A 25685-nucleotide genomic window follows, 5' to 3' on the forward strand; every position below is an offset into this window, starting at 1 on the left:
GGCCGACGACGGACATGGCGCAGGAGAACCGCCAGTTGCGGCGGGAGAACGCTGAGCTGCGCCGTGTCAACGAGGTCCTCAAGGCCGCGTCGGCGTTTTTCGCCTCGGAGTGCGACCCAACGCCCTGATGGAAAACTTCTTCTCCACCCTGAAGATCGAACTCGTCTACCGCACCACCTGACGCACCCGCGAGGAAGCCGAGAACGCACTGTTCGCCTACATCGACACCTGGTACAACACCCGACGCATCCAACACGAACTCGGCTACCTCAGCCCCGACGAATGCGAGACCACCTGGCACCAGACCAACATCGGCCAGCCAGGATCACTCAGCACCACCCCGACGCCAACCGGCGGCAGGTAACCCCACTCCGGGAAAGCGGGGGGACCTCAGTAGATCAGAGCCTTCAGCGACATGCCCCAGCGGCGCTTGAGTTCGTGCAGCCGACCGAGTCCAGCTTGCCGGGCAGTTCGTCGCGCAATTGGCCCGTTGGCGCGAGGAGGTGTGAGCCGAACGCCGTTGCCTGCCGGTCGAGCAACTGACTGCCCAGCTCGGCGTCATGGCGCAGCAGCAGGTGCCCGAGCTCATGCGCGGTGTCCATCCGCGAGCGTGCCTTATCGTTCTTGCTCGGGTCGGCGAACACGAACGGGCGCTGCCCGTCCCAGTGCGGGAACGCGTCGACCCGGTCGGACACGATGCGATCTTCGCCTCGCGCAAGGGCACCTGGTTGTCCCCGCAGAACGTACGCCGCCAGTGGCGCCAAGCCCGAGCCGACGCCGGACTCGCATGGGTCACCCCGCACACCTTCCGCAAGACCGTCGCCACCCTCATTGACAAGGACGCCAACGCGAAGAAAGCTGCCGCCCAACTCGGGCACGGCAGCGAGGAGATCACGAAGAAGCACTACATCGTCAAGCCCGCTCTGGCCCCGGACGTATCGGACATCCTCGAACAGCTCGGTGCGGGCTCGCCGAAGGCCGACACGGTGCCTCCCAGGCACGAGTGAGGCCGACCGGGTGATCCCCTCCAGGCAACCGCCACAGCGGGCGACCCCGCGCCCTAGGGACCTGATCGCCGCCACGGGTAAATGGGGGTTTCGGGGGACGGTTCAAATAGCCATGGACAGAAATAAGGCCCTGACCGGCGTTTCCGCTGGTCAGGGCCTTGTCTATGTCGGGGTAGCCGGATTTGAACCGACGGCCTCTTCGTCCCGAACGAAGCGCGCTACCAAGCTGCGCCATACCCCGGTGTTACACACCCCGCAGGGTGCCGCAATATCGTAGCCCACCCCCGGAGCCCCCCGCACATCGGCACCCTCCGCCGCGCCGGAAGACCCGACCCGGCGGCGGCCTCACCGCGGGATCAGCGTCAGCAGCGACGCCTCCGGCCGGCAGGCGAACCGGACCGGCGCCGTCGGGTGCGTCCCCACCCCCGCCGACACGTGCAGCCACGCCTCCGACCCCGGCCACCGGTGCAGCCCCTTGGCCATCCGGCGCGGCAGCCCGCAGTTCGTCACCAGCGCCCCCACCCCCGGTACGCACACCTGCCCGCCGTGGGTGTGCCCGGCCAGCAGCAGCCGGAATCCGTCCGCCGCCATCAGGTCCAGCAGCGCCGGTTCCGGGGAGTGGGCGAGCGCCAGGTGGGCGTCCGCCCCCGGCGTGACCTCCCCGGCCACCGCGGGCCAGTCGTCGCGCTGTAGGTGCGGGTCGTCCACCCCGGCGATCTCGATCTGCCGGCCGCCGGCCTTCAGGACGGTCCGGGCGTTGTTGAGGTCGGCCCAGCCGACGCCGGTGAGGACCTCGCGCAGCTCCTCGTACGGCAATTCGACCCCGTGCCGGTACTCGCGCTCGCGCCGGAAGTAGCCGAAGGGGTTCTTCCAGACGGGCCCGGTGTAGTCGTTCGAGCCGAAGACGAACGCCCCCGGCAGCCCGAACAGCGGCTGCAACGCCGCCACGACGGTGTTCAGGGCGTCCGGGTGGGCCATGTTGTCGCCGGTCACCACGACCAGGTCGGGGTCGGTGCCGACCAGCGAGGCCACCCAGTCGCGCTTGCGCTCCTGGCCGGGGGTGAGGTGCAGGTCGGACAGGTGCAGGACGCGCAGCGGCTCGGCGTCCGTGGCGAGGATCGGCACGTCGAAGCGGCGCAGGGTGTACAGGTGGCGCTCGACCAGCGCCGCGTACGCCAGGGCCCCGGCGCCGGCGAGCGCCAGCGCGCCCGCGGTGCGGACCAGCGGGGAGCGGGGAGTAACGGCGCGCATGCCCATGCGTACCAGAGTAGTTTTTCCTGCCATGGGCAATCTCAAGGACTCCCTCAATGCCGACCTGCGGACCGCCATGAAGGCCCGCGACCAGGTGACCACCTCCACGCTGCGGATGGCGCTGGCGGCCGTCCGGGCCGAGGAGGTGGCCGGTACGGCGGCGCGGGAGCTGTCCGACGACGAGGTGCTGGCCGTGCTGACCAAGGAGGCCAAGAAGCGCCGGGAGGCGGCGACGGCGTTCGGGGACGCCGGGCGGGCGGAGTCGGCGGCGAAGGAGCGGGCCGAGGGCGCCGTGCTGGACCGGTACCTGCCGGCGCAGCTCGCCGACGGGGAGCTGGCCGGGGTCGTGGCGCAGGCGCTGGCGGCGGGCGGGTTCGCCGGGCCGAAGGCCATGGGGGCGGCCATGCAGGCCGCCCGGGTCGCGGTCGCGGGCCGGGCCGAGGGCGGGCGGGTCGCCGCCGAGGTGCGGCGCCAGCTCGGCGCCTGACCGGGTACCGCGGCCCGATCCCGCCCCGAAAGGCGGCCGACCGTACCCCTGCGGAGCGGCGATCGTACCCATCATCGTCGATGAATGGGGGCTGCGGGGAACCGGACGGGCTCCTAGCATCGTCATTCATGAATGACTTTCGGGACGGGATCGTTCGTGGCCGATAGCGCGGTGGTCGAGCAGGGGCAGCGGTGGGCCAACGCGACGTACGGCAAGGTGGCGGGGTACCGGGCGTGCGCCGTCACCGGCCGGGCGGACGCGGCGACGGTCGCGTCGTGGACCATGGGGCTCCAGTACGAGCTGGGGATCACCACGCTGGCCGCGAGCTTCGGCCCGGCCACGCTCGCCCGGCTCGCCGAGCGCGGCGGGGTGCCGATGGACGAGCGGAACGCGAACCTCGCCCGGATCGTCCAGTACGCCCTGCACGCCCGCGAGTACGACGCCGGTCCGGTCGACGGGACCATCAGCGGCGGCACCCGGGCCGCGCTGCGCGCCCTGGCCGGCGACGCCGGCGTCGCGGTGGGGGCCGGCAAGCCGGTCCCGCCGAAGCTGGTCAAGGCCATGCTCACCCTCGACGCGCACCGGCTGCGGCCCGGCGGCTCGGCTGAGATCCGCAAGCTCCAGCAGTGGCTGAACGGCGCGCACCTCGGCCGGCGGGACTTCTTCGTCGGGCCGGCGGACGGGCGGTTCGGGCGGGACACCCATCGGGCGCTGATCCTCGCCGTCCAGTTCGCCCTCGGGATGACCGACGACCAGGCCAACGGCGCGCTCGGCCCGGCCAGCCGGGAGGGGCTGCGCGGGCACCCGGTGGGCGAGGGGGCCGGCGGCGAGTGGGCGCGGCTGCTCCTCGGCGGGCTGGTCGCCAACGGGTACGGGCGGTTCGGCGACCGGCTCGACGCCGAGGCCGTCGGGGCGCTGAAGCGGTTCCAGGAGTTCTCCGCGCTGCCGGCCAGCGGCCGGGGCGACTACCCGACGTGGGCGCAGCTCCTGGCCTCCAACGGCGATCCCGAGCGGGCCGGCACCGCCACCGACGGGATCGCCACCGTCACCGCGCCGCGGGCCAGGGCGCTGCACGCCGCCGGGTACCGGGTGCTCGGGCGGTACCTCGACGAGCAGCCCGGCGGGACCCTCAACAAGGAGATCCAGCCCGGCGAGCTGGACACCATCTTCGGGCACGGGCTGCGGGTGTTCCCGATCTCGCAGTACTGGGGCGGCGAGCGGGACTACTTCACCCGGGCGCAGGGCCTCGAGGACGCCGCCGGGGCGCACGCCGCGGCGGTCAAGTACGGCTTCAACCGCGGCACGGTCATCTACTTCGCCGTCGACTACGACGCCACCGCCGCGCAGATCGACAGCCACATCCTGCCGTACTTCGAGGGCGTGGTGGCCGGGCTGGCGGAGAAGGGCAAGCGGTACGTGCACGGCATCTACGGCTCGCGCCACGTGTGCGCGCAGATCAGCGCCCGGACCGGCGCCCGGTGGTCGTTCGTGGCGGGGATGTCGTCCGGGTACTCCGGCAACGTCGGCCACACGCTGCCGGAGAACTGGTCGTTCAACCAGGTGCAGGGCCTCAGCGTCGGCACCGGCGACGGGAAGATCCCGATCGACAAGAACATCCACCGCCCCGGTACCGACCCCGGCGCCGCCTCGGTCAACGACCCCGCCGCGACCGTCGACGAGCTGGTCGCGCACGTCGACGCGCTGCACGCCCGCGCCGTCGGCGACGGGTCCGGCGACCCCGCCCGGCTGGTGCTGGGCGCGCTGCGGCACGACGGCACCACCGGCGGCGCGTGGCGCACGCTGGGCGGGACCGACCCGGCGTTCGCCGAGCGGGTGCGGGCGGCGGGCGTACCGGTACCGCGGGAGGTCCGCGACCCCGTGCACGACCTCGACCTGGACGTGGCCCGGATCGCCGCCGCCGCGACCGGCTGGCTCGACGCCGCCCCGCCGCCCGGCCGGGCCGGCGACGGCGACCTGGCGAGCTGGGGCGGGGACCTGCTGATGGCGTACGGGCAGTGGCGCCGGGACAGCGCCGGGTACCGCTCCGGCCACCGGTACGCCGTCGAGCGGCTCGGCCGGCGCGGGCGGCGCGGCGCGCTGGCGCTCGCCGACCTGGCCGAGAGCGCCGACGGGTACCACCTGGCCGCGCTGCTGCGCGGCGGCGCCACCCTGCCGGCGGCGCTGCGCGACCACTTCTTCGGCGACGGGCGGCGCACGCGGCTCGGCCGGTTCCACGCGGCGCGCTTCGGCGGTACGGCCGACGGGGTGGCCGCGGTCGCCCGCGACCTGCTCGCGACCGCCGGCCGCGGGCCCGCCGAGCAGCGGGCGGCGCTGCTGCGCGCCACCGGCGGCCCGGACGTCACCCCGCCCGACCGGCTGCCGCCCGCCGCGCTGGACGGGTTCGTCCGCGGCTTCGCCGACCTGCTCGGCGAGCGGGTGCGCGACGAGCGCGCGCTCGCCGCCCGGCTGGGCCCGGCGCGCGGGGGTGCGGCGTGACGGCGCGCCCGGGCGGCGGCCCGGACCGCGCGGGTGAGCGCCCCGTCGTCGCTGCGGAACCCCAGCGCCCGCTCCCGGGGCAGCGCCGGGGCGGGCAGCGGGCGGGCGGCCCGGTGCCGGGTCCGGTCGCGCCGTGGGCGGTGCGCCGGCGGGTGCTGCTCGGGGCCGGTGCGGGCGCGGTGGCGCTGGGTGCCCTGCCGTCGCTGCCGGCCGCCGCGGCGGCCCGGTGGTCGGCCGAGGGGGAGTTCCGCCGGTACCGGGTCGAGGGCTGCGACGCCGAGGTGGCGCTGCGGGCGGGGGACGCGGCGACGGTGCTGCTGCACTGCGTGCGCCGGTTCGCGTACGGGATCGACGACTCCCTGGCCACCGCCGACCTGGTCGGGCACCTGCCGGACGCGCGCGGCCCGCACGCCGCCGACCACCGCTCGGGTACGGCCGTGGCGGTCCGGCCGGCCTGGTACCCGGCGGGGGCGGCCGGCGGGTTCGTGGCGCGCGAGGAGGCGCTGATCCGGGACATCCTGCTGGACCTGGACGGCGTGGTCCGGTGGGGCGCGGACCTGGACCCGGTCCAGGAGTCGCTGTTCCGGATCGACGTGGGGCCGGGGGACGAGCGGCTGGCCGCGGTGGCGGCGCGGATCCGGGGGTGGGCGGAGCGACCGGGGGAGGGCGCGGGCGCGGACATCGACCCGGCCGACCCGGCCCGCCTGCGCCGCGCGACCGCCCTGACCCGCCGCCAACGCTCATCCGACTGACGCTCACCGTGCTCCGCGTGGGCGTTCGGGCTGGTCAGCTCTTCCAGGAGGCTCCAGCGCTCGGGCGGTCATCCGTGAATTCCCCACCGCCGTGCCGGACCCGCCGAATCCGGCCGGGCTGCCGATCACCCCAAGGGGGCTCGCCGCCGATGTCCGTGCACTGTCGACATCACGACAGTGCACGGATCCACGGTCAGGGTTGGGGGCCGCCGCGGGGGCGCTGGGTGGCGCTCGGGCGGGTGCGCGGGCCCATCGAGACCTCGATGACCACCGTGCTGCCCTTCGGGGCGAAGTAGTTCGGGTCGGTACCGGCGACGGTGCCCGGCGGGCAGGACGACCGGACGCCCGGCGGCGGCCCGATCTCCGCGTTGAACCCGGCGTCGCGCAGGCGCTCCCGGGCGTGCTCGATGCTGCGGCAGGTCACGTCCGGGATGCGGACCTGGTCGCCCTGCGCCGTCCGCTCGCCGGGGGCCGGGAACTCCTCGCTGGACCGGCCGCTCAGGCCGTCCCGCGCGGTCTGCGCGACCGCGTTGTTGACCGCGAACACGTCCATGCTGCGGTACGTCTGCGCCCAGTCCGGGTCGGCCATCGTCCCGGCCACCGCGAGCTGCCGGGTGGAGAGGGCCAGGGTCGCGGTCTTGTTGTTCTCGGTGGTGCCGGTCTTGCCGAACACCGGGTGGCCGACCGTGCCGCGCACGCCCGGCGCGGTCCCGCCGCCGCTGTCGCAGTTGCCGGCCTGCGCGCGGTCGCCGAGCGGGCAGCGGGCGGCATCGACGACGGCGCGGGCCGTCTCGACCTTCATCACCTGCTCGCACTTCGGCTCGCCGGAGCGCAGCTTGTTGCCGGCCTGGTCGAGGATCTCCTGGACCGGGGTCGGCGCGCAGTACTTGCCGTCGGCGGCGAAGGTGGCGTACGCGTTGGCCAGGTCCAGCGGGGTGGACGAGGAGACGCCGAGGGTGAACGCGCCCCAGTCGCCGGGGTCGGCGGCGAGCCGCGCGTCCGGCTCCGGGGCCCGGAACTTGATGCCGGTCCGCTTGGCCATCTCGACCGCCGCGTCGGGGCCGACCTTCTCGATCAGCTTGGCGAAGAACGTGTTCACCGACCGGCCGAAGCCGCTCCACATGTTGCGGTTGCCGGCCATCGACTTCGAGGCGTTGCTGGGGCACCAGCGGCCGCCGCAGGACGCCGGCCCGGAGGCCACCGCGAACCGGGTGACCGCGCGGTTCGGCGAATTGATGGTGTACGAGAGCGGGTAGCCCTTCTCCAACGCCGCGGCCATGGTGAAAATCTTGAATGTCGAGCCGCTCTGGTAGCCGTAGATGTCGCCGCCGCCGGTGATCAGCGGGTTCGTCGTCGTCGGGTACGTGCCGCGGATGCCCGCCCGGCGCTTGTCCGGATTGGTGGATTCGCCATTCTTCGGCTTCCGCGGGTCGTCGATCCCGTAGCTCCGGTTCGTCGCCAGCGACCGGACCCGGCCGGTACCCGGCTCGACCGCCGCCAGCATCAGGGCGTGCTTATTGCCGGTGGAGTAATTGCGCTCCACCGCCCGCTTCGTCGCGTCCTGGACCTTCGGGTCGAGGGAGGTGACGATGCGGTAGCCGTGGGACATCAGGGCGCGCTCGCGGTCGTACGGCGTGTCGCCGAACGCCGACTGCTCCAGCCACCACCGGTAGAAGTAGTCGCAGAAGAAGCCCCAGTCGTTCTTCTTCGTCGACACGCAGCCGTTCGGTGTCCGCTTGCCCTTCACGCCGAGGCCGGCGAGCTTGGCCTTGTTGGCGTCCTCCGGCTTGATCGCGCCGATGCTGACCATCTGGTCGATCACGTAATTGCGCCGGGCCTGGGCGAGCGGCTTGCCCTTGGCGGTGGTCGGGTCGAACGCCGAGGGCGCCTTGACCATGCCGGCGAGCATCGCGGCCTCGGCGATGGTGAGGTCCTTCGGCGACTTCTCGAAGTAGACCTTGGCGGCGGCGAAGACGCCGTAGGTGCCGTTGCCGAAGGGGGCGATGTTGAGGTACCGCTCCAGGATCTCGTCCTTGTTGAGCTTGCGCTCCAGCGACATCGCGTACCGCATCTCGCGCAGCTTGCGCGCGGGGGTGTCCTCGGTGGCGGCGACGACCTCGGCGGGCGTCTCGGCGGAGTAGGAGATGGCCTGGCGGACGTACTGCATGGTCAGCGTCGAGCCGCCCTGCTGCGCCTCGCCCTTGTTGTTGACCACGAGCGCGCGGGCGATGCCCTTGGGGTCGACGCCGTTGTGCTCGAAGAACTGGTGGTCCTCGGCGGCGATGATCGCCTGGCGCATCAGCGGGGAGATGTTGGCGAGCTTGGTGTCGCTGCGGTTCTCGTCGTACATGGTGGCGAGCAGGGTCTTGCCGTCGTTGGCGAAGACGTAGCTGATCTGCGGGGCCTGCTTGACGGTCAGCTCGCTGGGCAGCTTCTCGAACGTCTCGGCGCCGGCCTTGGCGGCCAGGCCGCTCATCGCCGCGCCGGGGAAGGCCGCCGCCGCGACCACCAGGCCGGCGAGCACGCCGGCGACCGCGAGGGTCATGGCCTTGCCGGCGAGGCTGCGGTTGTCCGGGCGGAGGTTCTCGACCAGTTTGCCGTCCTGCAGGATCTGCTTCACGTGGTCGAATCGGAACAGGTCCTGGACCGCGTCGATCCGCCGCTGCCGGGGAATGCCGTCCGGGTCCCCGTCGCCGCTTCCCGCCGGGCCCGCTGGGGCCCGCCGGGTCTGGTCGGGGATGCCCTCGTGCGTGCCCGTACCGCGTCGATGGTCATCACTACCGCCGAACAAATTCACGCGGGACAGCGTACGTGACCGACTCCACCCCAGCCCTCAGGCGCCCGGTCGATTCGCGGCGATGACCCGGCACCTCCGGGTGAGCCATTTCCTTCCCACTCAGTTCTCGTTGTGTTCTACACGCGTCCCCCGGCGTGCGGTTGACTGACAACCGGTGATCCACCCCCTAAGTCTTGGTTCGCTCTATTTCAGTAGGGCGTGTCTGTTTCGTGCGATCTCGGTCGGGTTACGCGTCCCACGGGGTACCCGCGTCCGCGCTTCGACGGTGCCGCTCGGGTTACGGCCCGGGCCGGTGACCAGCGCCTCCGGGTGAATGCCCGGTACGGCCGGGGCAGTTGATTTAGCAGACAACGTTGCGTAATCGGACGACTACGGAGCATGATGGTCCGGCGAGTGTCACACAGCGCCCGGAAACAGCGGGCAAGCGATGGCGGGTTGTTGACCGAGCTGCTGGCGGCGGGGGGTCGCCCCGGCGGCGCGGGGGACGCGGATCCCGGGCGCGATCGTGGCATGGGGGAACGCGACAAAGGGGGACGTGCACTAATGGGCATGATCACGGACTGGCCCAGCCTGGCCGCGTGCCGGAACGGGGACCCGGACGCGTTGTTCGTCCAGGGTGCCGAGCAGAACGTCGCCAAGCGAATCTGCCGCTCCTGCCCGGTGCGGTACGAATGCCTGGCCGACGCGCTGGACAACCGGATCGAATTCGGGGTCTGGGGCGGCATGACCGAGCGGGAGCGCCGCGCGCTGCTGCGCCGGCAGCCGAACGTGACGAGCTGGCGGAAGACGTTCGAGGTGGCCCTGGCCAAGCACTCCGGCGCACCGGCGACCATCGACGAGCACGGCGACAAGGAACTGGTCACCACCGGCTGAGCGCCGGTCAGGACGGCGGTACGGCCCGGGCCAGGTCCGCGCCGATCCGCCGCAGCCCGTCGACGTTGTGCACGTCGGCGGGCTGGGCCGGTACCGCGACCGCCGGTACGTCCGGGAAGTCCGCGGCGAACCGCGCGGCCGTGCGCCGCTCGCGGTCGCGCAGCGCGACCAGCGCGGCGTGCACGCGCAGGGCCCCGGCGGTCAGCGCGTGCTCGGCGGGCAGCTTCTCCGCGGCGGCCGCGGCGTCGGCCGCCGACAGGTCCGGCAGGTCGGTGCCGTGCACCCGGTTCAGGACCAGGCCCGCCAGGGGCATCCGGTCGGCCCGCAGCCGGCCGGCGAAGTAGCCGGCCTCGCGGATCGCGTCCGGCTCCGGGGCGGCCACGACCAGGAACGCCGTCTCGGTGTCCTGGAGCACCCGGTACGTCTGCTCGGCCCGCTGCCGGAAGCCGCCGAACATCGAGTCCAGCGCGGCCACGAAGCCGGACAGGTCGGTCAGGAGCTGCGTCCCCAGCACCCGCTGGACCGCCTTGCTGAACAGGCCCATCGACGCCGTGACCAGGCTGAACAGGCTCCGCCCGCCGGCCCGGGCGGGGGCCAGCAGCAGCTTGAGCATGCGGCCGTCCAGGAACCGGGCCAGCCGGGCCGGGGCGTCCAGGAAGTCCAGCGCCGAGCGGGACGGCGGGGTGTCCACGACGATCAGGTCCCAGGCGTCGCGGGCGCGGAGCTGGCCGAGCTTCTCCATCGCCATGTACTCCTGCGTGCCCGAGAACGTGGCGCTCATCGCCTGGTAGAACGGGTTCGCGAAGATCTCCTCGGCGCGGGCGGCGTCGGTGTGGGCGAGCACCACCTCGTCGAAGGTGCGCTTCATGTCCAGCATCATCGCGTGCAGCTCGCCCGCGCCGGCCGGCTCGATGCCGGTCACCGGGCGCGGGGTGTTGTCCAGCTCGCGCAGCCCGAGCGCCTGCGCCAGCCGGCGGGCCGGGTCGATGGTCAGCACCACCGTACGGCGGCCGTGCACCTCGGCGGCCCGGACCGCGACCGCCGCCGCGGTGGTCGTCTTGCCGACCCCGCCGGCCCCGCAGCAGACGACGATCCGCACGCCGCGGTCGGCGAGCAGCCGGTCGACCTCCAGCACCTCCGCCTGACCCACGCCCAGACCCTATCCGCTCGCCCCCACCCCGCCGACCAAGGGAGCGCGGGGGCGCCGCGGCGGGTCAGGGGTCGAGGAGGTGGCCGGCCAGCGCGGCCAGGGCGGGCGGGCCGATGTCGCCCGGCAGGTGCGGCAGCGCCACCACCGGGCGGCCGAGGGTGTCCAGGTGGGCGCGCAGGTCGGTCTCCAGGGCGCGGCGGGTGCGGTACGCCTCGGCCTCGGCCCGCAGCGCGCCGACCGTGCCGGCGTCGGTGGGCAGTCCGGCGGCGGCCAGGCCGCGGCGCAGGCCGGCGGCGGTGAGCCGGCCGGGCGGCAGCAGCGGCGGGTGGGTCCGGTTGACGATCACCCGGCCGGTGCGCAGGCCGAGCCGCTCCAGCTCGGCGAACGCGTCGGCCGCCTCCTGGACCGGCATCTCCTCCAGCAGCGTCACCACGTGCACGACCGTCATCGGCGAGCGCAGCAGCGTCGCCACGCCCTCGCTCTGGGTCTTGATCGGCCCGACCTTGGTCAGCCGTGCGGTCTCGGCGGTGACGTTGAGGAACCGGCCGATCCGGCCGGTGGGCGGGGCGTCGAGGACGACCGCGTGGTACACCCGCTGGCCGTCCACCGCGCGGGTCGTCGCCTCCTTCACCTTGCCGGTGAGCAGGACGTCGCGCATCCCCGGCGCGATCGTCGTGGCGAAGTCGATCGCGCCGATCTTGCCCAGCGCGCGGCCGGCCGCGCCGAGCCGGTAGAACAGCGACAGGTACTCCAGCAGCGCCTCCTCGGCGTCCACGGCCAGGGCGCGGACCTCGCCGCCGTCGTCGGTCCGGGCGACGGTCCGCTCCTCGTACGGCAGCGGCGGCACCCCGAACAGCGGCGCGATGCCCTGCCGCCCCTCGACCTCGACCAGCAGGACCCGGCGGCCGCCGCCGGCCAGCGCGAGGGCCAGGGCGGCGGCGACCGTGGTCTTGCCGGTGCCGCCCTTGCCGGTGATCACGTGCAGCCGGGCGGGCCAGGCGGACTCGACGGAGTGGGGGCGCACGCTGGCGAGGGTAGCCGAGCCCGCCGACCCGCCGGTCGCCCCGCGCCGCGGTCACCGCCGGGAGTCCCGGCCGTGCGGTCCCGGGTCGAGCGCCCGGCCGCCCGGTCCCGGGGTCGGGCGTTACGGTCGCGGTCGCCGGGGTCGGCCGGACCACCCGGTCGCGCGCTCCGGGGTCGGCTCAGCCGGGCTGGACCTCGCAGACGAACCAGCCGTTCTCCCGGATCGTCGTCAGCCGCAGCCGCTGCTGGGCCGACCGCTCGTCGGCGGTGGCGATGCTGAGCGTGGTGTCGACCTCGGCGCGGTCCGGCTTGGCGCCCTCCTCGATCACCGGCGGGGAGAACGACAGCTCGGGCTCGTCCAGGTTGCGGGTGGCGGCGGTCAGCTCGTCGATGCGGGCGGCGACGGCCTGCTGGTTGCGGGCGTCCGGGCAGGTCAGGGCGGCGGCGCGGCCGGGGTCGCGCTGCTGGTACGCGGCCTCCATGAACTGCGTGGCCGCCTCGATCGGCCCGGAGGCCCCCCGGACCGCCGGCTCCCGGCTGGTCAGGTAGAAGGTGAGCGCGCCGCCGGCGCAGGCGAGGATCACGGCGCCGAGCACGGTCAGCAGGACGCCGCGGCGGCTGAGCCGGCGCTTGTGCCGGGCGTGGAAGCTGTCCGGCTGGTGGTCGTCGGGCGGGGGGTCGACGGGCGGGCGGCGCTTGGCGAACCGCGGCGGTCCGGCGGCCGGGGCGGGGCCGGGCGGCTCCGTGGCGGGCGGCGTGCCGGCGTCCGGACCGGCCGGTGGGGCGGTCGGTGCGGCTGCGTCGGGCGCGGGCGCGTGGGGCGGGGTGCTCTCGGGTGGCGTGGTGTCGGGGGCCGCTGCGTCCGGTGGGGTGGCCGTGGCGTTCGGGGTGGGGGCGCTCGGCGGCCCGGCCGGTGCGTCGGGGGCGGGTTCGGTGGCGGCCGCGGCGGGGCGGGACCTGCGGCGCCTGGCGGCCTGCTCGGCGTCGATCGGGCCCACACCGGTCAGGGACGGCAGGTCGATCATGGCGGGCGGCGGCGGGCCGGACGGCTTGCTGGGCGCGATCCAGGGGGCCGCCGGGAGCGGGCCGAACTTGGCCTCGGTACCGGCGATCCCGCTCGCCGGGTAGGGGAGGGCGGTGCGCTCCGGGGCGGCCGCCTCCGGGCCGGCCGCCTCCGGGGTCCGGCCGTCGTCGGGCTCGGTGGGGGCGCCGTCGCTGCCGGGGCGGGCGTCGGCCGGCGTACGGGTGCCGGCGGCGGGGGCGCCGGGCGCCGGCGAGCCGCCGGGTGCGGCCGGGCCGCCGGGCGCGGGTGGGGTGTCCGGGGTCGGGTCGAGGGCGAGGTCCGACAGGGGGCGGCCCGAGGGTGGGGTGCCCACGGCGTACACCGGTGGGGTGGGGGGTGCCGGCGGCGGCTCGGCGGCTTCCGGCCGGCGGCCGGCGCGGCGGCGGAACCAGCGCCGTGCGCCCGAGCGCTCCTCGCCCCCGTCCGCCGCTTCCGCTGCGCGCGGCGGGTCCGGTGCGGCCGGGGCCGCGTCGCCGGGGTCGAGCGGACCGGGGGCAGCGCCCGGTGGGAGGTCGGGCCCGCCGGAGGCCGGGGGTGTGCCGGGCGGGCTCGGTGGGGTCTCCCGGCGGGCGCGGCGGCCAGCGCGGGTGTGCGGTGCCGGGGCGTCCTCGGCGGCCTGGGTATCCGGGCCGGCGGCCGGCGGCGTCGGGGCGTCCGGATCGGTGATCGGCCCCCCGGCGGCCGTGGCGGCCGTGGCGGCCGGTGGCGTGCCCGGCATTCCGGGGCCGTCGGCCGGTGGTGTGCCCGGCATTCGGGCGTCGGCGGCCGGTGCGGGGGTGGCTGCCGCGCGGGCGGCCTTTCGGCGAGCCGAGCGGGTCGGCTTGCGGTGGGCGCCGACCCGGGGGCGCGGTGCCGCTTCCGGGTCGTCCGCCTGCGCCGATTCGGCCGGTGACTGCGCGTCGGACTGCTGGTCCGCGCCGGCCGAGTGGCGGGCGGCGCGGCCCGCGCGCTCGTCGCCGGGCTCGCCCGGGGGCTGCGGCGACGCCGTCGCCGGGCCGTCGGCGGCGGTCGGGGTGTCGGCGGCGGCGTCCCGGCCGTCCGGGCCGTTCGGCGGGGCGGGGTTGCCCCTGGCGCGGCGACCGAAGCGGAAGCGGCTCGACGGGGCGGCGTCGGGCGCTGCCGCGTCGTCGGGGGCCCCCGGTGCGGTGGTCCTGCCGTCCGGTGCCGGCGTGCCCGGCGGTATGTCAGCGGTGGTGCCGACCACGTCGGTTCCCGCGCCGGCGGGGCCGTCGGCGCCGCCCTGTCCGGTCGGTGCGCCGTGGTGGCCGCCGGGCGCCGTGGCGGGCGGGTCGTGCCGGCCGTGGGCCGTTGTCGCCTCGGCGCCGTGCGAGCCGCGGCTCGTCGGGGTCGCGTTGCCGGGGGTCGTCGAGGCGGCGGCGCCGACGGGGCCGTCCGGCGGGGTGGGGGCGCTGTGGCGGTCGCCGGTCGAGCCGGCCGGGGGCGGCGGGGCGCCGGGCAGCGCGCCACCCGGCGTGCCGTCGGGCAGCGTGCCGCCGCGCGGGGGGAGGCCCCCGGTCGGGCCCGCCGCGGGGGAGGCGGCGGGGGGGCGCGCCGGTGGGACGGGTGCGGTGTCCGGTCCGCCGGCCGGGCCGGCGGTGCGGGGGGTCGTTTCGGCGGCGTTCGCGGTTCGCGCGGTGTCGCGCGGGTCGGTGCTCGGGGGAGCCATCGGGCGCAGGCTATCCCGTGGCTCGGTACCCGCGATACCGGCCGGGGGGCCGCCGCCGGGTCCGGTGTAGGCCGCCGGGCGGGGGCCGCCCTTGAGCCAGGCGGTCCGGGCGTCCATGCCGGAGTAGGGGTCGGCCGGGTCCGGCCGGGTCGAGGCCATCCCGCGGTCCGCCGGATCCGCGGACGCTCCGCCGGGTGCCGGGGAGCCGCCGGGGACGCCCGCGGTGCCCCCGATACCCGGGCTCCGTCCGGCGCCGCCCGGGACGGTCGTCTCGCTTCCCGGGCCGGCTGTCCTGCCTTCCGCCGGCCTGCCTTCCGCGCTGGCCGGCCGGCGTCCCGCGCTGGCCGGGATTCCCCCGGCAGCCGGGGCGGGTCCGGGGTCGGCCGGGTCACGAGCGACACCGGCCGCGCCGAGTGCTGCGATGGTCGCGTCGGGGGTCGCGCTGGCGGCACGTCCCGTCCCGGCCGGGTCGCCGGGGCCGCCCGGGAGGAAGCCGCCCGGACCGCCCGGCAGGAACGGGTCGCGCTCGCCCGGCAGCGGCAGGCCGCGCCCGCTCGCCCCCGGCAGTGGAAGGCCCCGCCCGGCTCCGCCGCTTTCGTCCGACAAAGGCAGGCCCCGCCCGCCCCCGCTGCTTTCGTTCGGCAGGGGGAGGCCGCGGGGGGCCGGGTCGGTGTTCGGTGGTGCGGTGCTCAGTGGGCCGGGGTCGGCCGGGCCGGGAATCGGGGTCGGGGTGCCGCCGGATGCGGGGCGGCCGCCCGGGACGTCGTCGTCCGGCGGGGACTCGCCGAGCCAGCCGCCGGGTGTCAACTCCGTCGCCACCGGCGCCCGCGCCCCCCGCGGCCGGCCGAGCCCGTCCGCGCCCGGCTCCGCGCCGCCGCCGGCCGCCGCTCCGCTCGAGGGCGGCTCGGCGGGGTCGCCGAGGGGGTCGCGGGGGTACCGGTCCGGGTCGGGTTCGAGTGTCGCCCGGGCCCCGCCCGCCGGCGCGGGCGTGCCGGCGAACGTGTCGTCCAGCGCCCAGCCCGGCCGGGCCGGCTCGGCCAGCGGCCCGTCGTACCGGTCGGCTCCGGGACCGCCGCGGGCGCCCGGTTCGGGGTACGCCGGGCCGCGGTTGCGCTCGTCCGGCGGGTCGCGCAGCGGATCCGGGTACGCGGCACCGGCCGGTTCGTCCGGCTGCCGGGTGGTCGGATCCGTCACTGCCCCTCCCCGCCGCTCGGGGCCCGGTGGCCGGGCCCGTGGCGAATTGCGCTGTTTGCCAGCCTAGTGCGTCCGCGACCGGCGCGGAGGACTCGCGCCGGTAAGGTGCGCGCATGCAGAAGTGGGAGTACGCCACTGTTCCCCTGCTGGTCCACGCGACCAAGCAGATTCTCGACACCTGGGGCGAGGACGGCTGGGAGCTGGTCACCGCCGTCCCGGGGCCGAACACCGAGCAGCTCGTCGCGTACCTGAAGCGTCCGAAGGGCAGGGGCGAGTGAGCGCCGTCGACCCGTACGCCAACCTGAGCCGGCTGGGGCTCGCGCTGCCGAAGGTGGTGCCGCCGCTGGCGGCGTACAAGCCGGCGGTCCGGTCGGGCGCGTACGTCTACGTCTCCGGCCAGCTCCCGCTGGCCGACGGCGTCAACCCGACCGGGAAGCTGGGCCGGGAGGTGAGCGCCGAGGACGGCGCCGCCATGGCCCGCCAGTGCGCGCTCAACGGGCTCGCCGCGATCGAGGACCTGGTCGGGCTGGACAGAGTCGTCCGGGTCGTCAAGATCGTCGGGTTCGTGGCGTCCGCCGAGGGGTTCACCCAGCAGCCGGTGGTCGTCAACGGGGCCTCGGTGCTGCTCGGCGAGGTGTTCGGCGCGGCCGGCGAGCACGCCCGCAGCGCGGTCGGCGTATCGGAGCTGCCGCTCGGCGTTCCGGTGGAGGTCGAGATGATCGTGGAGGTCGCCGACTGATCCGTCCGGGTCGATCCCGGGGGTACGCCCCGGGATCGACCGCGGTACCGGCGGGCGGTGGGGAAGTGTGGGCCCGGCCCGTAGGATCGGCGGCATGGTGGGGGGACCGGCGCGACTGACGGCGCCAGCGGCCGCCGTCGCGGAGCGGCTGCCCGGCTGGGCGACGCTGGTGCGTGCACCCAACCCCGGCCCGATGACCCTGGACGGCACGAACACCTGGGTCCTGCGCGCCGCGCCCGGCGCCCCGGCCACCGTCGTCGACCCCGGCCCGCGCGACGCCGGCCACCTCGCGGCGATCCTGGCCACCGGGCCGGTGGCACACGTCCTGGTCACCCACGGGCACCACGACCACGTGGACGGGCTGGCCGACTTCCTCGCCTCCTCGGGCGCCCGGGTCGTCGACGGGGGCGCGCTCGACGGCGTCGAGGTGACGCCGCTGGCCACCCCCGGCCACACCGCCGACTCCCGCTGCTACCTGCTCGCCGCCGCCGGCGAGCGGGCCGTCGCCACCGGCGACACGATCCTCGGCCGCGGTACGACGGTGGTGGCCCACCCGGACGGCGACCTCGGCGCGTACCTGGCCAGCCTGGAACTGCTTACCGCGTACGCCGGGGTGCCCGCGCTGACCGGGCACGGCCCGCCGCTGGCCGACACGGCCGCGGCCGCCGCGCACTACCTCGCCCACCGCCGCGCCCGGCTGGACCAGGTGCGGGCGGTCGTCGCGGCCGGCGCGGACACCGCGGCGGCGGTGGTCGACGCCGTCTACGCGGACCTGCCGCCGCACCTGCGCACGGCCGCGACCTGGTCGGCTCGGGCCCAGCTCGACTTCCTCGCCGCCGAGCGCGGCGGGCCGGCGCGATGACCTGCCCGCGCTGTGGCACGGTCGCCGTTCCGGGTGCGTACTACTGCCACCGGTGCGGGCTCGCGCTCACCGTCGACGCGACGCTGCCGGTCTCCGAGCGGCGGGTGGTCACCGTGCTGTTCGGCGACCTGTCCGACTTCACCTCCTGGTCCGAGGAGGTCGACCCCGAGCGGGTCGGCGCGGTGACCGACCGCGTGCTGGCCGCCCTGGCCGGGGCGGTGAAGACGTACGGCGGGCACGTCGACAAGCTCACCGGCGACGGCATCATGGCCGTGTTCGGCGCGCCCGTGGCGCACGAGGACGACGCCGAGCGGGCCGTCCGGGCGGCGCTGTCCATGCAGCGGTCGGTGCGCCGGGTGCTGGACGACGAGCGCGGCGGCGGCGCCCCGCTGGGGCTGCGGGTCGGGCTGAACACCGGCGAGGTGGTCGCGGGCGTGCAGGCCGCGCTGGAGTACACGGTCATCGGCGACACCGTGAACACCGCGGCCCGGCTGTCCGACGCCGCCGCCGTCGGCACGGTGTACGCCGGCTCGGGTACGGCGACCGCGACCCGGCACGTGGCGTCCTGGCGGCAGCTCCGCCCGCTGCGGCTCAAGGGCAAGCGGGCGCCGGTGGAGGCGTACGAGCTGCTCGGCATGCACGACGCCCCCGGCACCCGGCCGGGCCTCGGCGACGAGGCGCCGTTCGTCGGGCGGGAGGCCGAGCTGGGCCGGTTCGAGGGCCGGCTGGCCGAGATGGTCGACCGGCGCGACCCGCAGGTGGTGGTGATGACCGCCGAGGCCGGTACGGGCAAGAGCCGGCTCGCCGCCGAGGCCCGGCGGGTGGCCGGCGAGTTCGAGCCCGGCCCCGGCCCGTACGCGGGGCGGCCGCCGCGGGTGCTGACCGTGCGCTGCGCCGCGTTCGGCGAGCGCCGCCGGCTGGCGCCGCTGGCCGACCTGGTCAAGCTGGCGCTGGGCCTGCGCGCGACGCCGACCGGCCCGAACGCCCGCGGCGCGGTCGCCGACCGGCTGGAGCGGGTGGTGCTGCGGCCGGGCGCCGAGGCGGCGGTGCCGACCGAGCCGCTGCTGGCGCTGCTCGGCCTCGGCGACGCCGCCGGGCCGGGGCCGGACGAGGAGCGCCCCGGCACCACCAAGGTCATCGACGACGGCACCGACCAGGTCGCCCGGGCGGTCGGGGCGCTGCTCACCGCGCTGGCCGAGCAGGGCCCGGTCGTGGTGATCGTGGACGACCTGCACGACGCCACCCCGGAGGCGATCGCCGCGCTGGGCGTGGCGTTCTCCGCGATCGAGGGGCCGGTGCTGGGCATCCTGCTCGGCCGGCCGGAGCTGGTCCGGACCGCGGGCGCGCTGACCGGCATGGCCGAGGCCGAGGTGCTGGCGCTGCCGCCGCTGCGCGGCGCCGACGCGGCCCGGCTGCTGTCGGCGTACCTGGGGGGCGGGCGGCTGCCCCAGCCGGACACCGACGCGCTGCTCGCCACCGCCCAGGGCAACCCGTTCTACCTGGCCGAGCTGGTCACGCTGCTGATCGAGCGGGGCGCGCTGACCGAGGGCCCGGCCGGGGCGGAGGGGCGGCCGGTGTGGCGGCTGGCGCCGGGGTCGCTCGGCTCGCGGCTGCTGTCCCGGGACCTGGCCGCCGTCCTCGCCGCCCGGATCGACGCGCTGCCCGGCGACGCGCGCTCGGTGCTGCGCGACGCCGCGGTGATCGGCGACACCGTGCCGCTGGACGTGCTCACCGCGCTGCGCCAGCGCCGGGCCGGCCGGCCGTGGACCGGCGCGGAGAGCGAGAAGGCCGTCGACGACCTGCTCACCCGGCGGATGCTGCACCGGATCAAGCAGGGCTTCGCGTTCCCCACGCCGCTGATGCGGCAGGCCGCGTACGCGGGCATCGGCAAGGCCGACCTGGCCGCCCGGCACGCGTACCTGGCCCGGTGGGCGGCGGCCGAGGAGCCGCCGCGGGGGCTGGACGCCGCCGTCCGGGCCGACGACCGGGACGCGTTCGTCGCCCACCACGTCGAGCGGGCGGCGGCGCTCGCCGACGAGGTCGGGCTGCGGGCGGACGCCGCCGCCCGGCAGGTCCGCCCGCTGGGCGTGGCCGCGCTGAGCCGGGCCGCCGCCCGCGCGGTCGGCCGGGGCGAGCCCGGCCCGGCGGTCGGGTACGCCGAGCGCGCTATGGTCCTGGCCGGCGGCCCGCTGCCGGTGCCGGACCAGCTCGTGTACGCCAGGGCGCTGTTCCAGCGGCAGCGGGTCGACGACGCGCTGGCCGTGGTGGAGAAGCTGATCGGCGACGAGGTGCTCGGCGTGGACCGGGCGCACGCGCTGCTGCTGGCCGGGCGGGCGTACCGCACCGGCGGGGACGTCGAGCGGGCGGCCGAGGCGTGGCGCGAGGCCGCCGACGTGGCGGCGGCGGCGAACGCGATCTCCCCGCGCACCGAGGCGATGCGCCGGCTGGGCATGCTCGACTACGTGGCCGGGCGGCTGGCCGAGGCGGGGGCGCGGTTCACCGCCGCGTACGAGCTGGCGGTGGAGGCCGGGGACCGGCGCAGCCAGGCGTGGTCGCTGCAGAACCTGTGCTGGGTGGAGACCGCCCGGGCGGACTTCGCCGGGGCCGAGTCGGCGCTGGCCCGGGCGTCGACGCTGTACTCGGCCCTGGAGGACCCGATCGGGCAGGCGTGGCTGCGCGGCACCGCGGCCTTCACCCGGCTGCTGGCCGGGCGGCTGGGCGAGGCGCAGCGGCTGGCCCGGCAGTTCCTGCCGGCCGGCGAGCGGGTCGGCGACGGCTGGGCGGTCGGGACGCTGCGCGCGGTGACCGGGTACGCGGCCTGCGAGCTGGGCGACCTGGGCGAGGCCGACGGGGAGGCGCGGGCGGCGTTCCGCGATTTCGCGAACGTCTCCGACGACTGGGGGCGGGGCTTCGCGCTGGTGGTCCGGGGGGCGATCGCGCGCGGGCTGGGCGAGCCGGACCACGCGAGCGACCTGCTGGCCGAGGCCCTGCGGTACAGCGAGCGGCTCGGCCACCCGATGCTGCTCGGCATGGCCCGCACGCTGCGCGGCTTCGTCGCCCTGGACCGCGGCGACGCCGACCGGGCGGCGGCGGAGGCGCAGGCGGCGCTGAGCGTGGCCGGGCCGGCGGAGGCGCTGCCGGCGGCGCAGGTGGGGCCGCGGGCGCTGCTCGCGGCGGCCCGGCTGGCCGGCGGCGACGCCGCGGCGGCCGTGCGGCTGTTGCAGCCGGTGGCGCAGGCCGGGGACGCGCCGTCGCTGCTGTTCGCCCGCCGCGAGGCGCAGGCCGGGTACGCGGCGGCGCTGCTGGCCGCGGGCCGGGCGGACGAGGCGCTGTCCTGGGCCCGGTCGGCGCTGGTCGCGCCGGGGGAGGACGTGCGCAGCGGGGTGCTGGCCACCCGGACGCTCGCCGAGGTGCTGGCGGCGCGCGGCGAGCTGGCCGAGGCGCGCAGCGCCGCGGGCGAGGCGGTCCGGCTGGCGTACGCGACGGAGCAGGTGTCCGGCCGGGCGGCGGCCGACGAGCTGGCCGCCCGACTGGGGGAGTGAACGGGACGGGGCGAGGTGCGGAAACACCGGGGGATTTGTCCGACTCAACGGTCGCTTTTCGGTCAGTCGGGCGAGCGCGTAGCGCTCCGCCGTAGCGTACGGTGCTTGCTGTGACCGACGGACCATCCAATTTTCGCGCCCCGAGCGTACCGGGATTGTCTGATTTCTCCCTGCTTGCCCGGGGCGGGTACGCGACGGTCTACCGCGCGGTCCAGAACTCCGTCGGCCGCGAGGTCGCCGTCAAGGTCGAGAACCACCGGCTCGACAGCGACCGGGACCGCCGCCGCTTCTTCCGCGAGGCCCGCGCCTCGGGGCGGCTCAGCTCGCACCCGCACGTGGTCGACCTGTTCGACGTCGGGGTCACCGGCGAGGGGCACCCGTACCTGATCATGGAGCTGTGCGACGGCTCCTACCTGGACCGGATGAACAACGCCCCGCTGACCGCCGGCGAGGCCCGCGACCTGGGCGTCCGGATCGCCGACGCGCTAGTGTACGCGCACGAGTGCGGGGTGCTGCACCGCGACATCAAGCCGGCGAACCTGCTGCACTCGTACTTCAACCCGGCCGTCCTCGCCGACTTCGGCCTGGCCGTGCTCGCCGAGGCCCGGGACACGGCGGTGACGGTCGAGGTGATGACCCCGGCGTACGCGTCGCCGGAGATGTTCCGGCACAGCCAGCCGACGTCGGCGGTGGACATCTACGCGCTGTGCGCCACGCTGTACGCGGTGATGCACGGGCGGCCGCCGCGCTGGGGCGAGGCCGGCAACCCCGGCCTGCTGACGCTGATGGACCTGTTCAGCCAGCCGATCCCGCCGCTGCCCGGCGTGCCGCCGGTGCTGCTGGACGTCCTGCGCACCGGCATGTCCAACGAACCGGCCGAGCGGCCGAACGCCGCCGAGCTGCGGGACACCCTCGCCGGCCTGGTGCTGCCGGGGGACGAGCCGCCGGGGCGGCGCTCGGTACTCGGGTACGGCAAGGCCACCGTCCGGGCGCGCGGGACGGCGCCGGCGCCGCGGACGGCGACCGAGGGCGGCGACCAGCCGTCGGGCGGGTCCAGCACGACGGGCGGGTCGCTGCGCCGCATCTTCTCCTGGCCGTTCCGCTAGCCGTTCCGCCGGCCGGGGCGGTCAGCCCTTGGGCGGGAGGGTGACCCTGGTCGAGGTGTCCTTGTTCGGGTAGCGGCTCGGCGGGGCCAGCCACAGCTCGACCGCGCCGCCGCGGCTGCCGACCCTGAACTTGATCGTCACCTCGTCGGCCCTGCCGGGCGCGACGTCGTCCAGCCGCAGCACCTCGCAGCCGTCCTTGCCCGCGTGCGCGGTGGCCTTGCAGTACTTGGAGGCCACGGTCACGCCGGCCGGGACCCGGGCCAGCAGGGCGTAGCCGCGCAGCGGGATCGTGCCGGCGTTGGTCACGGCGGCGGTGACGGCGACCGTACCGCCGTTGTTCGCGCCCGGCTTCGCCGCGAGCCGGACCGGCAGCCGGGCCGGCCAGGCCACGGCGAACTCGCTGTTCGCCCCGACGCCGGCGGCGCCGGCGCCGCGCACCCAGCCCTTCGCCTCGACGCCGAACACCGGCTCGGCGGTGGCCGAGCGCAGCCGTACGGTCGCCTCCTTGCCGCCCTTGGCCGGGACGGTGCCGAGCGCGCACGACCAGGCCGCGGCCACGGTCGCCGGGACCGCCGGCAGGGTGCCGGGGTCGACGGCCGTGCAGCGCTTGTCGTCCCGGACGGTCAGGGTGGCCGGCAGCAGGAGCTGGACGGTGCCGGGCGTACCGGTCTCGTTGGGGTTGCCGAGGGCGATGTCGAGCTTGCCGTGCGGTACCCAGGGGTCGTTGTCGAGGGCCACCGGGCGCGGCGCGGTGGTCACGGGCGCGTCGTCGGCGGGCGCCGCGGCAGCGGGTACGGCGGCCGGGAGGACGGCCAGGGCGGCGGCCGCGGCGAGCGCCGCGGTGCGGGGGGTGCGAGACATCTGCTTCCCGTCGTCGAGGGGTTCGGGGGTGTGGGTGTCGGGCGGCCCGCGTCGGGTACGGGGGCGGCGGCACGGCGATGCCCGCACACGTGGGGTGTGCGGGCATCGATCGAACGCGGTCCGCCCGGCGGCAGCCTACCCGGGGGTGGCGCCGCGCGGGGGGCGGGTCAGACGCGGGCGCGGCGGGCCAGCCGCTCCGGGTCCAGGATGATCACGCTCTTGCCGTCCAGCCGCAGCCAGCCGCGGGAGGCGAAGTCGGCGAGGGCCTTGTTCACGGTCTCCCGGGAGGCGCCGACGAGCTGGGCCAGCTCCTCCTGGGTCAGGTCGTGGGTGACCCGCAGGACGCCGCCGTCGCGGGTGCCGAACCGGCTCGCCATCTGGAGCAGGTTCTTCGCGACCCGGCCGGGGACGTCGGTGAAGATCAGGTCGGCGAGCGCGTCGTTGGTCCGGCGCAGCCGGCGGGCGAGGACCCGCAGGAGCTGCTCGGCGATCTCCGGGCGGTCGGCCAGCCACGGGCGCAGCGACGCCTTGCGCAGCCGGGCCAGCTTGGTGTCGGTGATCGCGGTCGCGGTGGCCGTCCGCGGGCCGGGGTCGAACAGCGACAGCTCGCCGAGCATGTCCGACGGGCCCATGACGGAGATCAGGTTCTGCCGGCCGTCGGCCGCGCGGCGGCCGAGTTTGATCTTGCCGGTGAGGACGATGTACAGGCTGTCGCCCTGTTCGCTCTCGTTGAACAGGATGTCGCCCTTGCGGACCTCGACCGTCTCCATCTCCTTGGCGAGCGCCTCGGCCGCCTCCGGGTCAACGCCCTGGAAGATTCCGCTGCGGGCCAGTACCTCGTCCATCGCCCAACCTTTCCGGGATTCCGCGCTCCCGCACCGTCCGCCGGCGGGCCCCCCGCGGACACCGACCGTGTGCGGCCGGCGACCCGCGCGGTCGCCCCCGTGCCGACTCACCCGGCGCGGGGCGTCTCCCGCGCCGATTCTCGCCGTACCGCTTGCTCCCCCGTCGCGTGGCCAGTCTAGGCACATCCGTACCACCTTTGGGGGCGACCCCCGAGGCTTATTCACGGTTCGTATCCGGCTGCGGGGCGTGTTCATCCCCAGGTCGGGGCGCTCCCGGCGGGCGCCGGCGGGCCAGCGAATCATTACGGAGCGTAAACGTCCGCCGATGCGTCCGGCGGCTCGGGCGGTCGCGATCCGCGGTCCTTTGGGGACTGTCGGGGGTGGCCGGCGCGGGGGTAGGGTGCGGGTGCCATGGACGCCGACGAGTCGTTTCCGCCCGCCCCGGGACCGCAACCGGGGCGGTCCGCCGGCGTCCCCGCACCGCCCCGCGCCCCGACCGCCGGCCCCGACCGCCACCCCGCCCCCGCGCCGCCGGGGGGCGAGCATGCCGCCGCCGACCGCCGGGCGGGCGTCGACCACCGCGCGGCGGACGGGTTCGCCGCCGGCGAGGGTACGGTGCCGCTGGGGCGGGTGCCCGGGCCGCACGCCGGCGGGCCGCGGGCCATCGGCGTCGCCCGGACCGGCGCCGCCCACCGCATCCCGACCGGCGAGTGGCCGCACACCACGCCGCGCGGCCGGCACGAGCACGCCTCGGCCCGCCGGTTCGGCCGGATCGCCGCGATCGGCGGGGTGGCGCTGCTCGCCTTCGTCCTCGTCGCCGTCGCCACCGTCGCCGCCGACCGGGCCCCGCACGGCGTCCCGCGCTGGCTCACCACCGACGCCGCCGACCAGCAGCCCACCACCGGCGGCCGGGGCGGGTCGACCGCGCAGCTCCCCGAGGCCGGCACGGTCACCCTCGCCGCCACCGGCGACGTCATCCTCGGCAGCGCGCCCGACCGGCTGCCCGCCCGCGACGGCGCCGGCTTCTTCGCGGACGTGCGCGCGGCGCTCGCTGCCGACCTGACCATGGGGAACCTGGAGCAGCCGCTCACCGAGGACACCGGCGTCGGCAAGTGCCGCCCGCCCGCGACCGCCTCCGGCGGGTCCGACATCACCGTGCTCAGCCGGGTCACGCCGCCGCCGGTGGAGTGCTTCCAGTTCCGGGCTCCGCCGGGGTACGCCGCGCACCTGCGCGCCGGCGGCTTCCACCTGCTGAACCAGGCCAACAACCACGCCAACGACTTCGGCGGCGCGGGCATCCGCAACACCCGGCGGGCGCTGGACCGGCAGGGCCTGCGGTACACCGGCGCCGCCGACGAGGTGACCGTCGTCCAGGCCGGCCGGGTCCGGGTGGGGGTGGTCGGCTTCTCGGTGTACGCGTGGTCGAACAACCTGCTCCGGCTCGACGAGGCCGCGGCCGTCGTCCGGCGGGCGGTCGCCGCGGCGGACGTCGTCGTGGTCCAGGCGCACATGGGCGCCGAGGGGGCCGACAAGACCGCGGTCCGGCCGGGCGAGGAGCGGTTCGCGGGAGAGAACCGGGGCGACCCGGTCGCGTTCTCCCGCGCGGTCATCGACGCCGGCGCCGACCTGGTCGTCGGGCACGGCCCGCACGTGCTGCGCGGGATGGAGTTCTACCGCGGCCGGCTGATCGCGTACAGCCTCGGCAACTTCGCCGCCGGCGGCGCGGTGCTCCGCGAGTCCGGCCGCAGCGGGCTCGGCGGCGTGCTGCGGGTCGCCCTGCGCCGGGACGGCACCTGGTCGGCCGGCGAGTTCGTCTCCACCGCGATGGCCGACGGGCGGCCGACGGTGGACCGGGCCGCGCGTAGCGCCGACCTGGTCCGGACGCTGTCGACCCGGGACTTCCCGCGGACCGGCGCCCGGTTCGACGTGGCCGGGCGGATCGTGCCGCCGCTGCGCCGCTGACCCCGGTCG

Annotated in this window: 18 protein-coding genes, 1 tRNA gene and 2 pseudogenes; 12 read left to right on the plus strand and 9 right to left on the minus strand. The window is 76.4% G+C overall.

Annotation, left to right across the window (positions count from 1 at the left end):
* Positions 1–196: 196 nt before the first annotated feature.
* A pseudogene (locus IEY94_RS24330) lies at positions 197–364 on the plus strand (hypothetical protein); the annotation flags it as partial.
* Positions 365–407: 43 nt separating this feature from the next.
* On the opposite strand, the gene IEY94_RS24190 reads toward IEY94_RS24330, so the two are convergent.
* Positions 408–695 (minus strand): ImmA/IrrE family metallo-endopeptidase, encoded by a 288-nt coding sequence (locus tag IEY94_RS24190; protein ID WP_189170665.1) that lies wholly within the window; start codon positions 693–695, stop codon positions 408–410.
* On the opposite strand from IEY94_RS24190, the pseudogene IEY94_RS14230 reads away from it, so the two are divergent.
* Positions 696–1007: pseudogene (locus IEY94_RS14230) on the plus strand (tyrosine-type recombinase/integrase); the annotation flags it as partial.
* Positions 1008–1174: 167 nt separating this feature from the next.
* Here the strand turns inward: IEY94_RS14230 and IEY94_RS14235 are convergent.
* Together IEY94_RS14235 and IEY94_RS14240 are read right to left on the minus strand one after the other, a co-directional pair.
* Positions 1175–1248: transfer RNA gene (locus IEY94_RS14235), tRNA-Pro, on the minus strand.
* Positions 1249–1352: 104 nt separating this feature from the next.
* A complete protein-coding gene (locus IEY94_RS14240; protein WP_373291293.1) occupies positions 1353–2264 on the minus strand; it encodes a metallophosphoesterase in 912 nt (303 codons plus the stop codon).
* Positions 2265–2289: 25 nt separating this feature from the next.
* Between IEY94_RS14240 and IEY94_RS14245 the strand changes: the two genes are divergently transcribed.
* The 3 genes from IEY94_RS14245 (at position 2290) to IEY94_RS14255 (ending at position 5993) form a co-directional block, all read left to right on the plus strand.
* A complete protein-coding gene (locus IEY94_RS14245) occupies positions 2290–2745 on the plus strand; it encodes a GatB/YqeY domain-containing protein (RefSeq protein WP_189170667.1) in 456 nt (151 codons plus the stop codon).
* A 156-nt stretch (positions 2746–2901) separates the two neighbouring features.
* Complete coding sequence (locus IEY94_RS14250; protein WP_189170668.1) at positions 2902–5241, plus strand: glycoside hydrolase domain-containing protein; 2340 nt, start codon at positions 2902–2904, stop codon at positions 5239–5241.
* Positions 5242–5354: 113 nt separating this feature from the next.
* Positions 5355–5993, plus strand: coding sequence for a hypothetical protein (locus IEY94_RS14255; protein ID WP_189170669.1), 639 nt, complete (start codon positions 5355–5357; stop codon positions 5991–5993).
* Positions 5994–6186: 193 nt separating this feature from the next.
* On the opposite strand, the gene IEY94_RS14260 is transcribed toward IEY94_RS14255, so the two are convergent.
* Positions 6187–8538 carry a transglycosylase domain-containing protein gene (locus IEY94_RS14260; RefSeq protein ID WP_189170956.1) on the minus strand — a complete coding sequence of 784 codons (2352 nt, stop codon included), beginning with the start codon at positions 8536–8538 and terminating at the stop codon, positions 6187–6189.
* Positions 8539–9333: 795 nt separating this feature from the next.
* Between IEY94_RS14260 and IEY94_RS14265 the strand changes: the two genes are divergently transcribed.
* A complete protein-coding gene (locus IEY94_RS14265) occupies positions 9334–9663 on the plus strand; it encodes a WhiB family transcriptional regulator (RefSeq protein ID WP_189170670.1) in 330 nt (109 codons plus the stop codon).
* A gap of 7 nt (positions 9664–9670) precedes the next feature.
* Here the strand turns inward: IEY94_RS14265 and bagB are convergent, their stop codons facing one another.
* The 3 genes from bagB to IEY94_RS14280 form a co-directional block, all read right to left on the minus strand.
* A complete protein-coding gene (gene bagB / locus IEY94_RS14270; protein ID WP_229783884.1) occupies positions 9671–10813 on the minus strand; it encodes an ArsA family ATPase in 1143 nt (380 codons plus the stop codon).
* 64 nt (positions 10814–10877) lie between these two features.
* Positions 10878–11837, minus strand: coding sequence for an ATPase BagA (bagA, locus tag IEY94_RS14275; RefSeq protein ID WP_189170671.1), 960 nt, complete (start codon positions 11835–11837; stop codon positions 10878–10880).
* Between the two features lie 178 nt (positions 11838–12015).
* Positions 12016–15759, minus strand: a complete 3744-nt coding sequence (locus IEY94_RS14280; RefSeq protein ID WP_189170672.1) for a hypothetical protein — start codon at positions 15757–15759, stop codon at positions 12016–12018.
* Between the two features lie 113 nt (positions 15760–15872).
* On the opposite strand from IEY94_RS14280, the gene sp36 reads away from it, so the two are divergent.
* From sp36 to IEY94_RS14305, 5 genes are all read left to right on the plus strand, one after another.
* Positions 15873–16037, plus strand: coding sequence for a Sp36 family protein (gene sp36, locus IEY94_RS14285; RefSeq protein WP_189170673.1), 165 nt, complete (start codon positions 15873–15875; stop codon positions 16035–16037).
* Positions 16034–16498 carry a RidA family protein gene (locus IEY94_RS14290; protein ID WP_189170674.1) on the plus strand — a complete coding sequence of 155 codons (465 nt, stop codon included), beginning with the start codon at positions 16034–16036 and terminating at the stop codon, positions 16496–16498. The genes sp36 and IEY94_RS14290 overlap by 4 nt, the downstream gene beginning before the upstream one ends.
* Positions 16499–16592: 94 nt before the next feature.
* Positions 16593–17360 carry an MBL fold metallo-hydrolase gene (locus IEY94_RS14295; protein ID WP_189170675.1) on the plus strand — a complete coding sequence of 256 codons (768 nt, stop codon included), beginning with the start codon at positions 16593–16595 and terminating at the stop codon, positions 17358–17360.
* On the plus strand, positions 17357–20902 hold the full coding sequence (locus IEY94_RS14300; RefSeq protein ID WP_189170676.1) for an adenylate/guanylate cyclase domain-containing protein: 3546 nt from the start codon (positions 17357–17359) through the stop codon (positions 20900–20902). The genes IEY94_RS14295 and IEY94_RS14300 overlap by 4 nt, the downstream gene beginning before the upstream one ends.
* 155 nt (positions 20903–21057) lie before the next feature.
* Positions 21058–22008, plus strand: a complete 951-nt coding sequence (locus IEY94_RS14305) for a serine/threonine-protein kinase (RefSeq protein ID WP_229783886.1) — start codon at positions 21058–21060, stop codon at positions 22006–22008.
* A 21-nt stretch (positions 22009–22029) separates the two neighbouring features.
* On the opposite strand, the gene IEY94_RS14310 is transcribed toward IEY94_RS14305, so the two are convergent.
* The gene (locus tag IEY94_RS14310; protein ID WP_189170678.1) at positions 22030–22869 is read right to left on the minus strand and encodes a hypothetical protein; all 840 of its coding nucleotides are present in this window, start codon (positions 22867–22869) and stop codon (positions 22030–22032) included.
* 167 nt (positions 22870–23036) lie between these two features.
* Positions 23037–23714, minus strand: coding sequence for a Crp/Fnr family transcriptional regulator (locus IEY94_RS14315; RefSeq protein ID WP_189170679.1), 678 nt, complete (start codon positions 23712–23714; stop codon positions 23037–23039).
* Positions 23715–24494: 780 nt separating this feature from the next.
* Here IEY94_RS14315 and IEY94_RS14320 point away from each other — a divergent pair.
* On the plus strand, positions 24495–25676 hold the full coding sequence (locus tag IEY94_RS14320; RefSeq protein WP_189170958.1) for a CapA family protein: 1182 nt from the start codon (positions 24495–24497) through the stop codon (positions 25674–25676).
* Positions 25677–25685 lie beyond the last annotated feature (9 nt).

The sequence above is a fragment of the Pilimelia anulata genome (assembly GCF_014647895.1).
GTDB classification, from domain to species: Bacteria; Actinomycetota; Actinomycetes; order Mycobacteriales; family Micromonosporaceae; genus Pilimelia; species Pilimelia anulata.

What these genes read in the sequence shown, in the direction of transcription:
- IEY94_RS14240 (WP_373291293.1), bottom strand. Translation starts at nt 2,264, where the DNA reads ATGGGCATGCGCGCCGTTACTCCCCGCTCCCCGCTGGTCCGCACCGCG.
- IEY94_RS14245 (WP_189170667.1), top strand. Translation starts at nt 2,290, where the DNA reads ATGGGCAATCTCAAGGACTCCCTCAATGCCGACCTGCGGACCGCCATG.
- IEY94_RS14260 (WP_189170956.1), bottom strand. Translation starts at nt 8,538, where the DNA reads ATGACCCTCGCGGTCGCCGGCGTGCTCGCCGGCCTGGTGGTCGCGGCG.
- IEY94_RS14265 (WP_189170670.1), top strand. Translation starts at nt 9,334, where the DNA reads ATGGGCATGATCACGGACTGGCCCAGCCTGGCCGCGTGCCGGAACGGG.
- sp36 (WP_189170673.1), top strand. Translation starts at nt 15,873, where the DNA reads ATGCAGAAGTGGGAGTACGCCACTGTTCCCCTGCTGGTCCACGCGACC.
- IEY94_RS14295 (WP_189170675.1), top strand. Translation starts at nt 16,593, where the DNA reads ATGGTGGGGGGACCGGCGCGACTGACGGCGCCAGCGGCCGCCGTCGCG.
- IEY94_RS14300 (WP_189170676.1), top strand. Translation starts at nt 17,357, where the DNA reads ATGACCTGCCCGCGCTGTGGCACGGTCGCCGTTCCGGGTGCGTACTAC.
- IEY94_RS14310 (WP_189170678.1), bottom strand. Translation starts at nt 22,869, where the DNA reads ATGTCTCGCACCCCCCGCACCGCGGCGCTCGCCGCGGCCGCCGCCCTG.
- IEY94_RS14315 (WP_189170679.1), bottom strand. Translation starts at nt 23,714, where the DNA reads ATGGACGAGGTACTGGCCCGCAGCGGAATCTTCCAGGGCGTTGACCCG.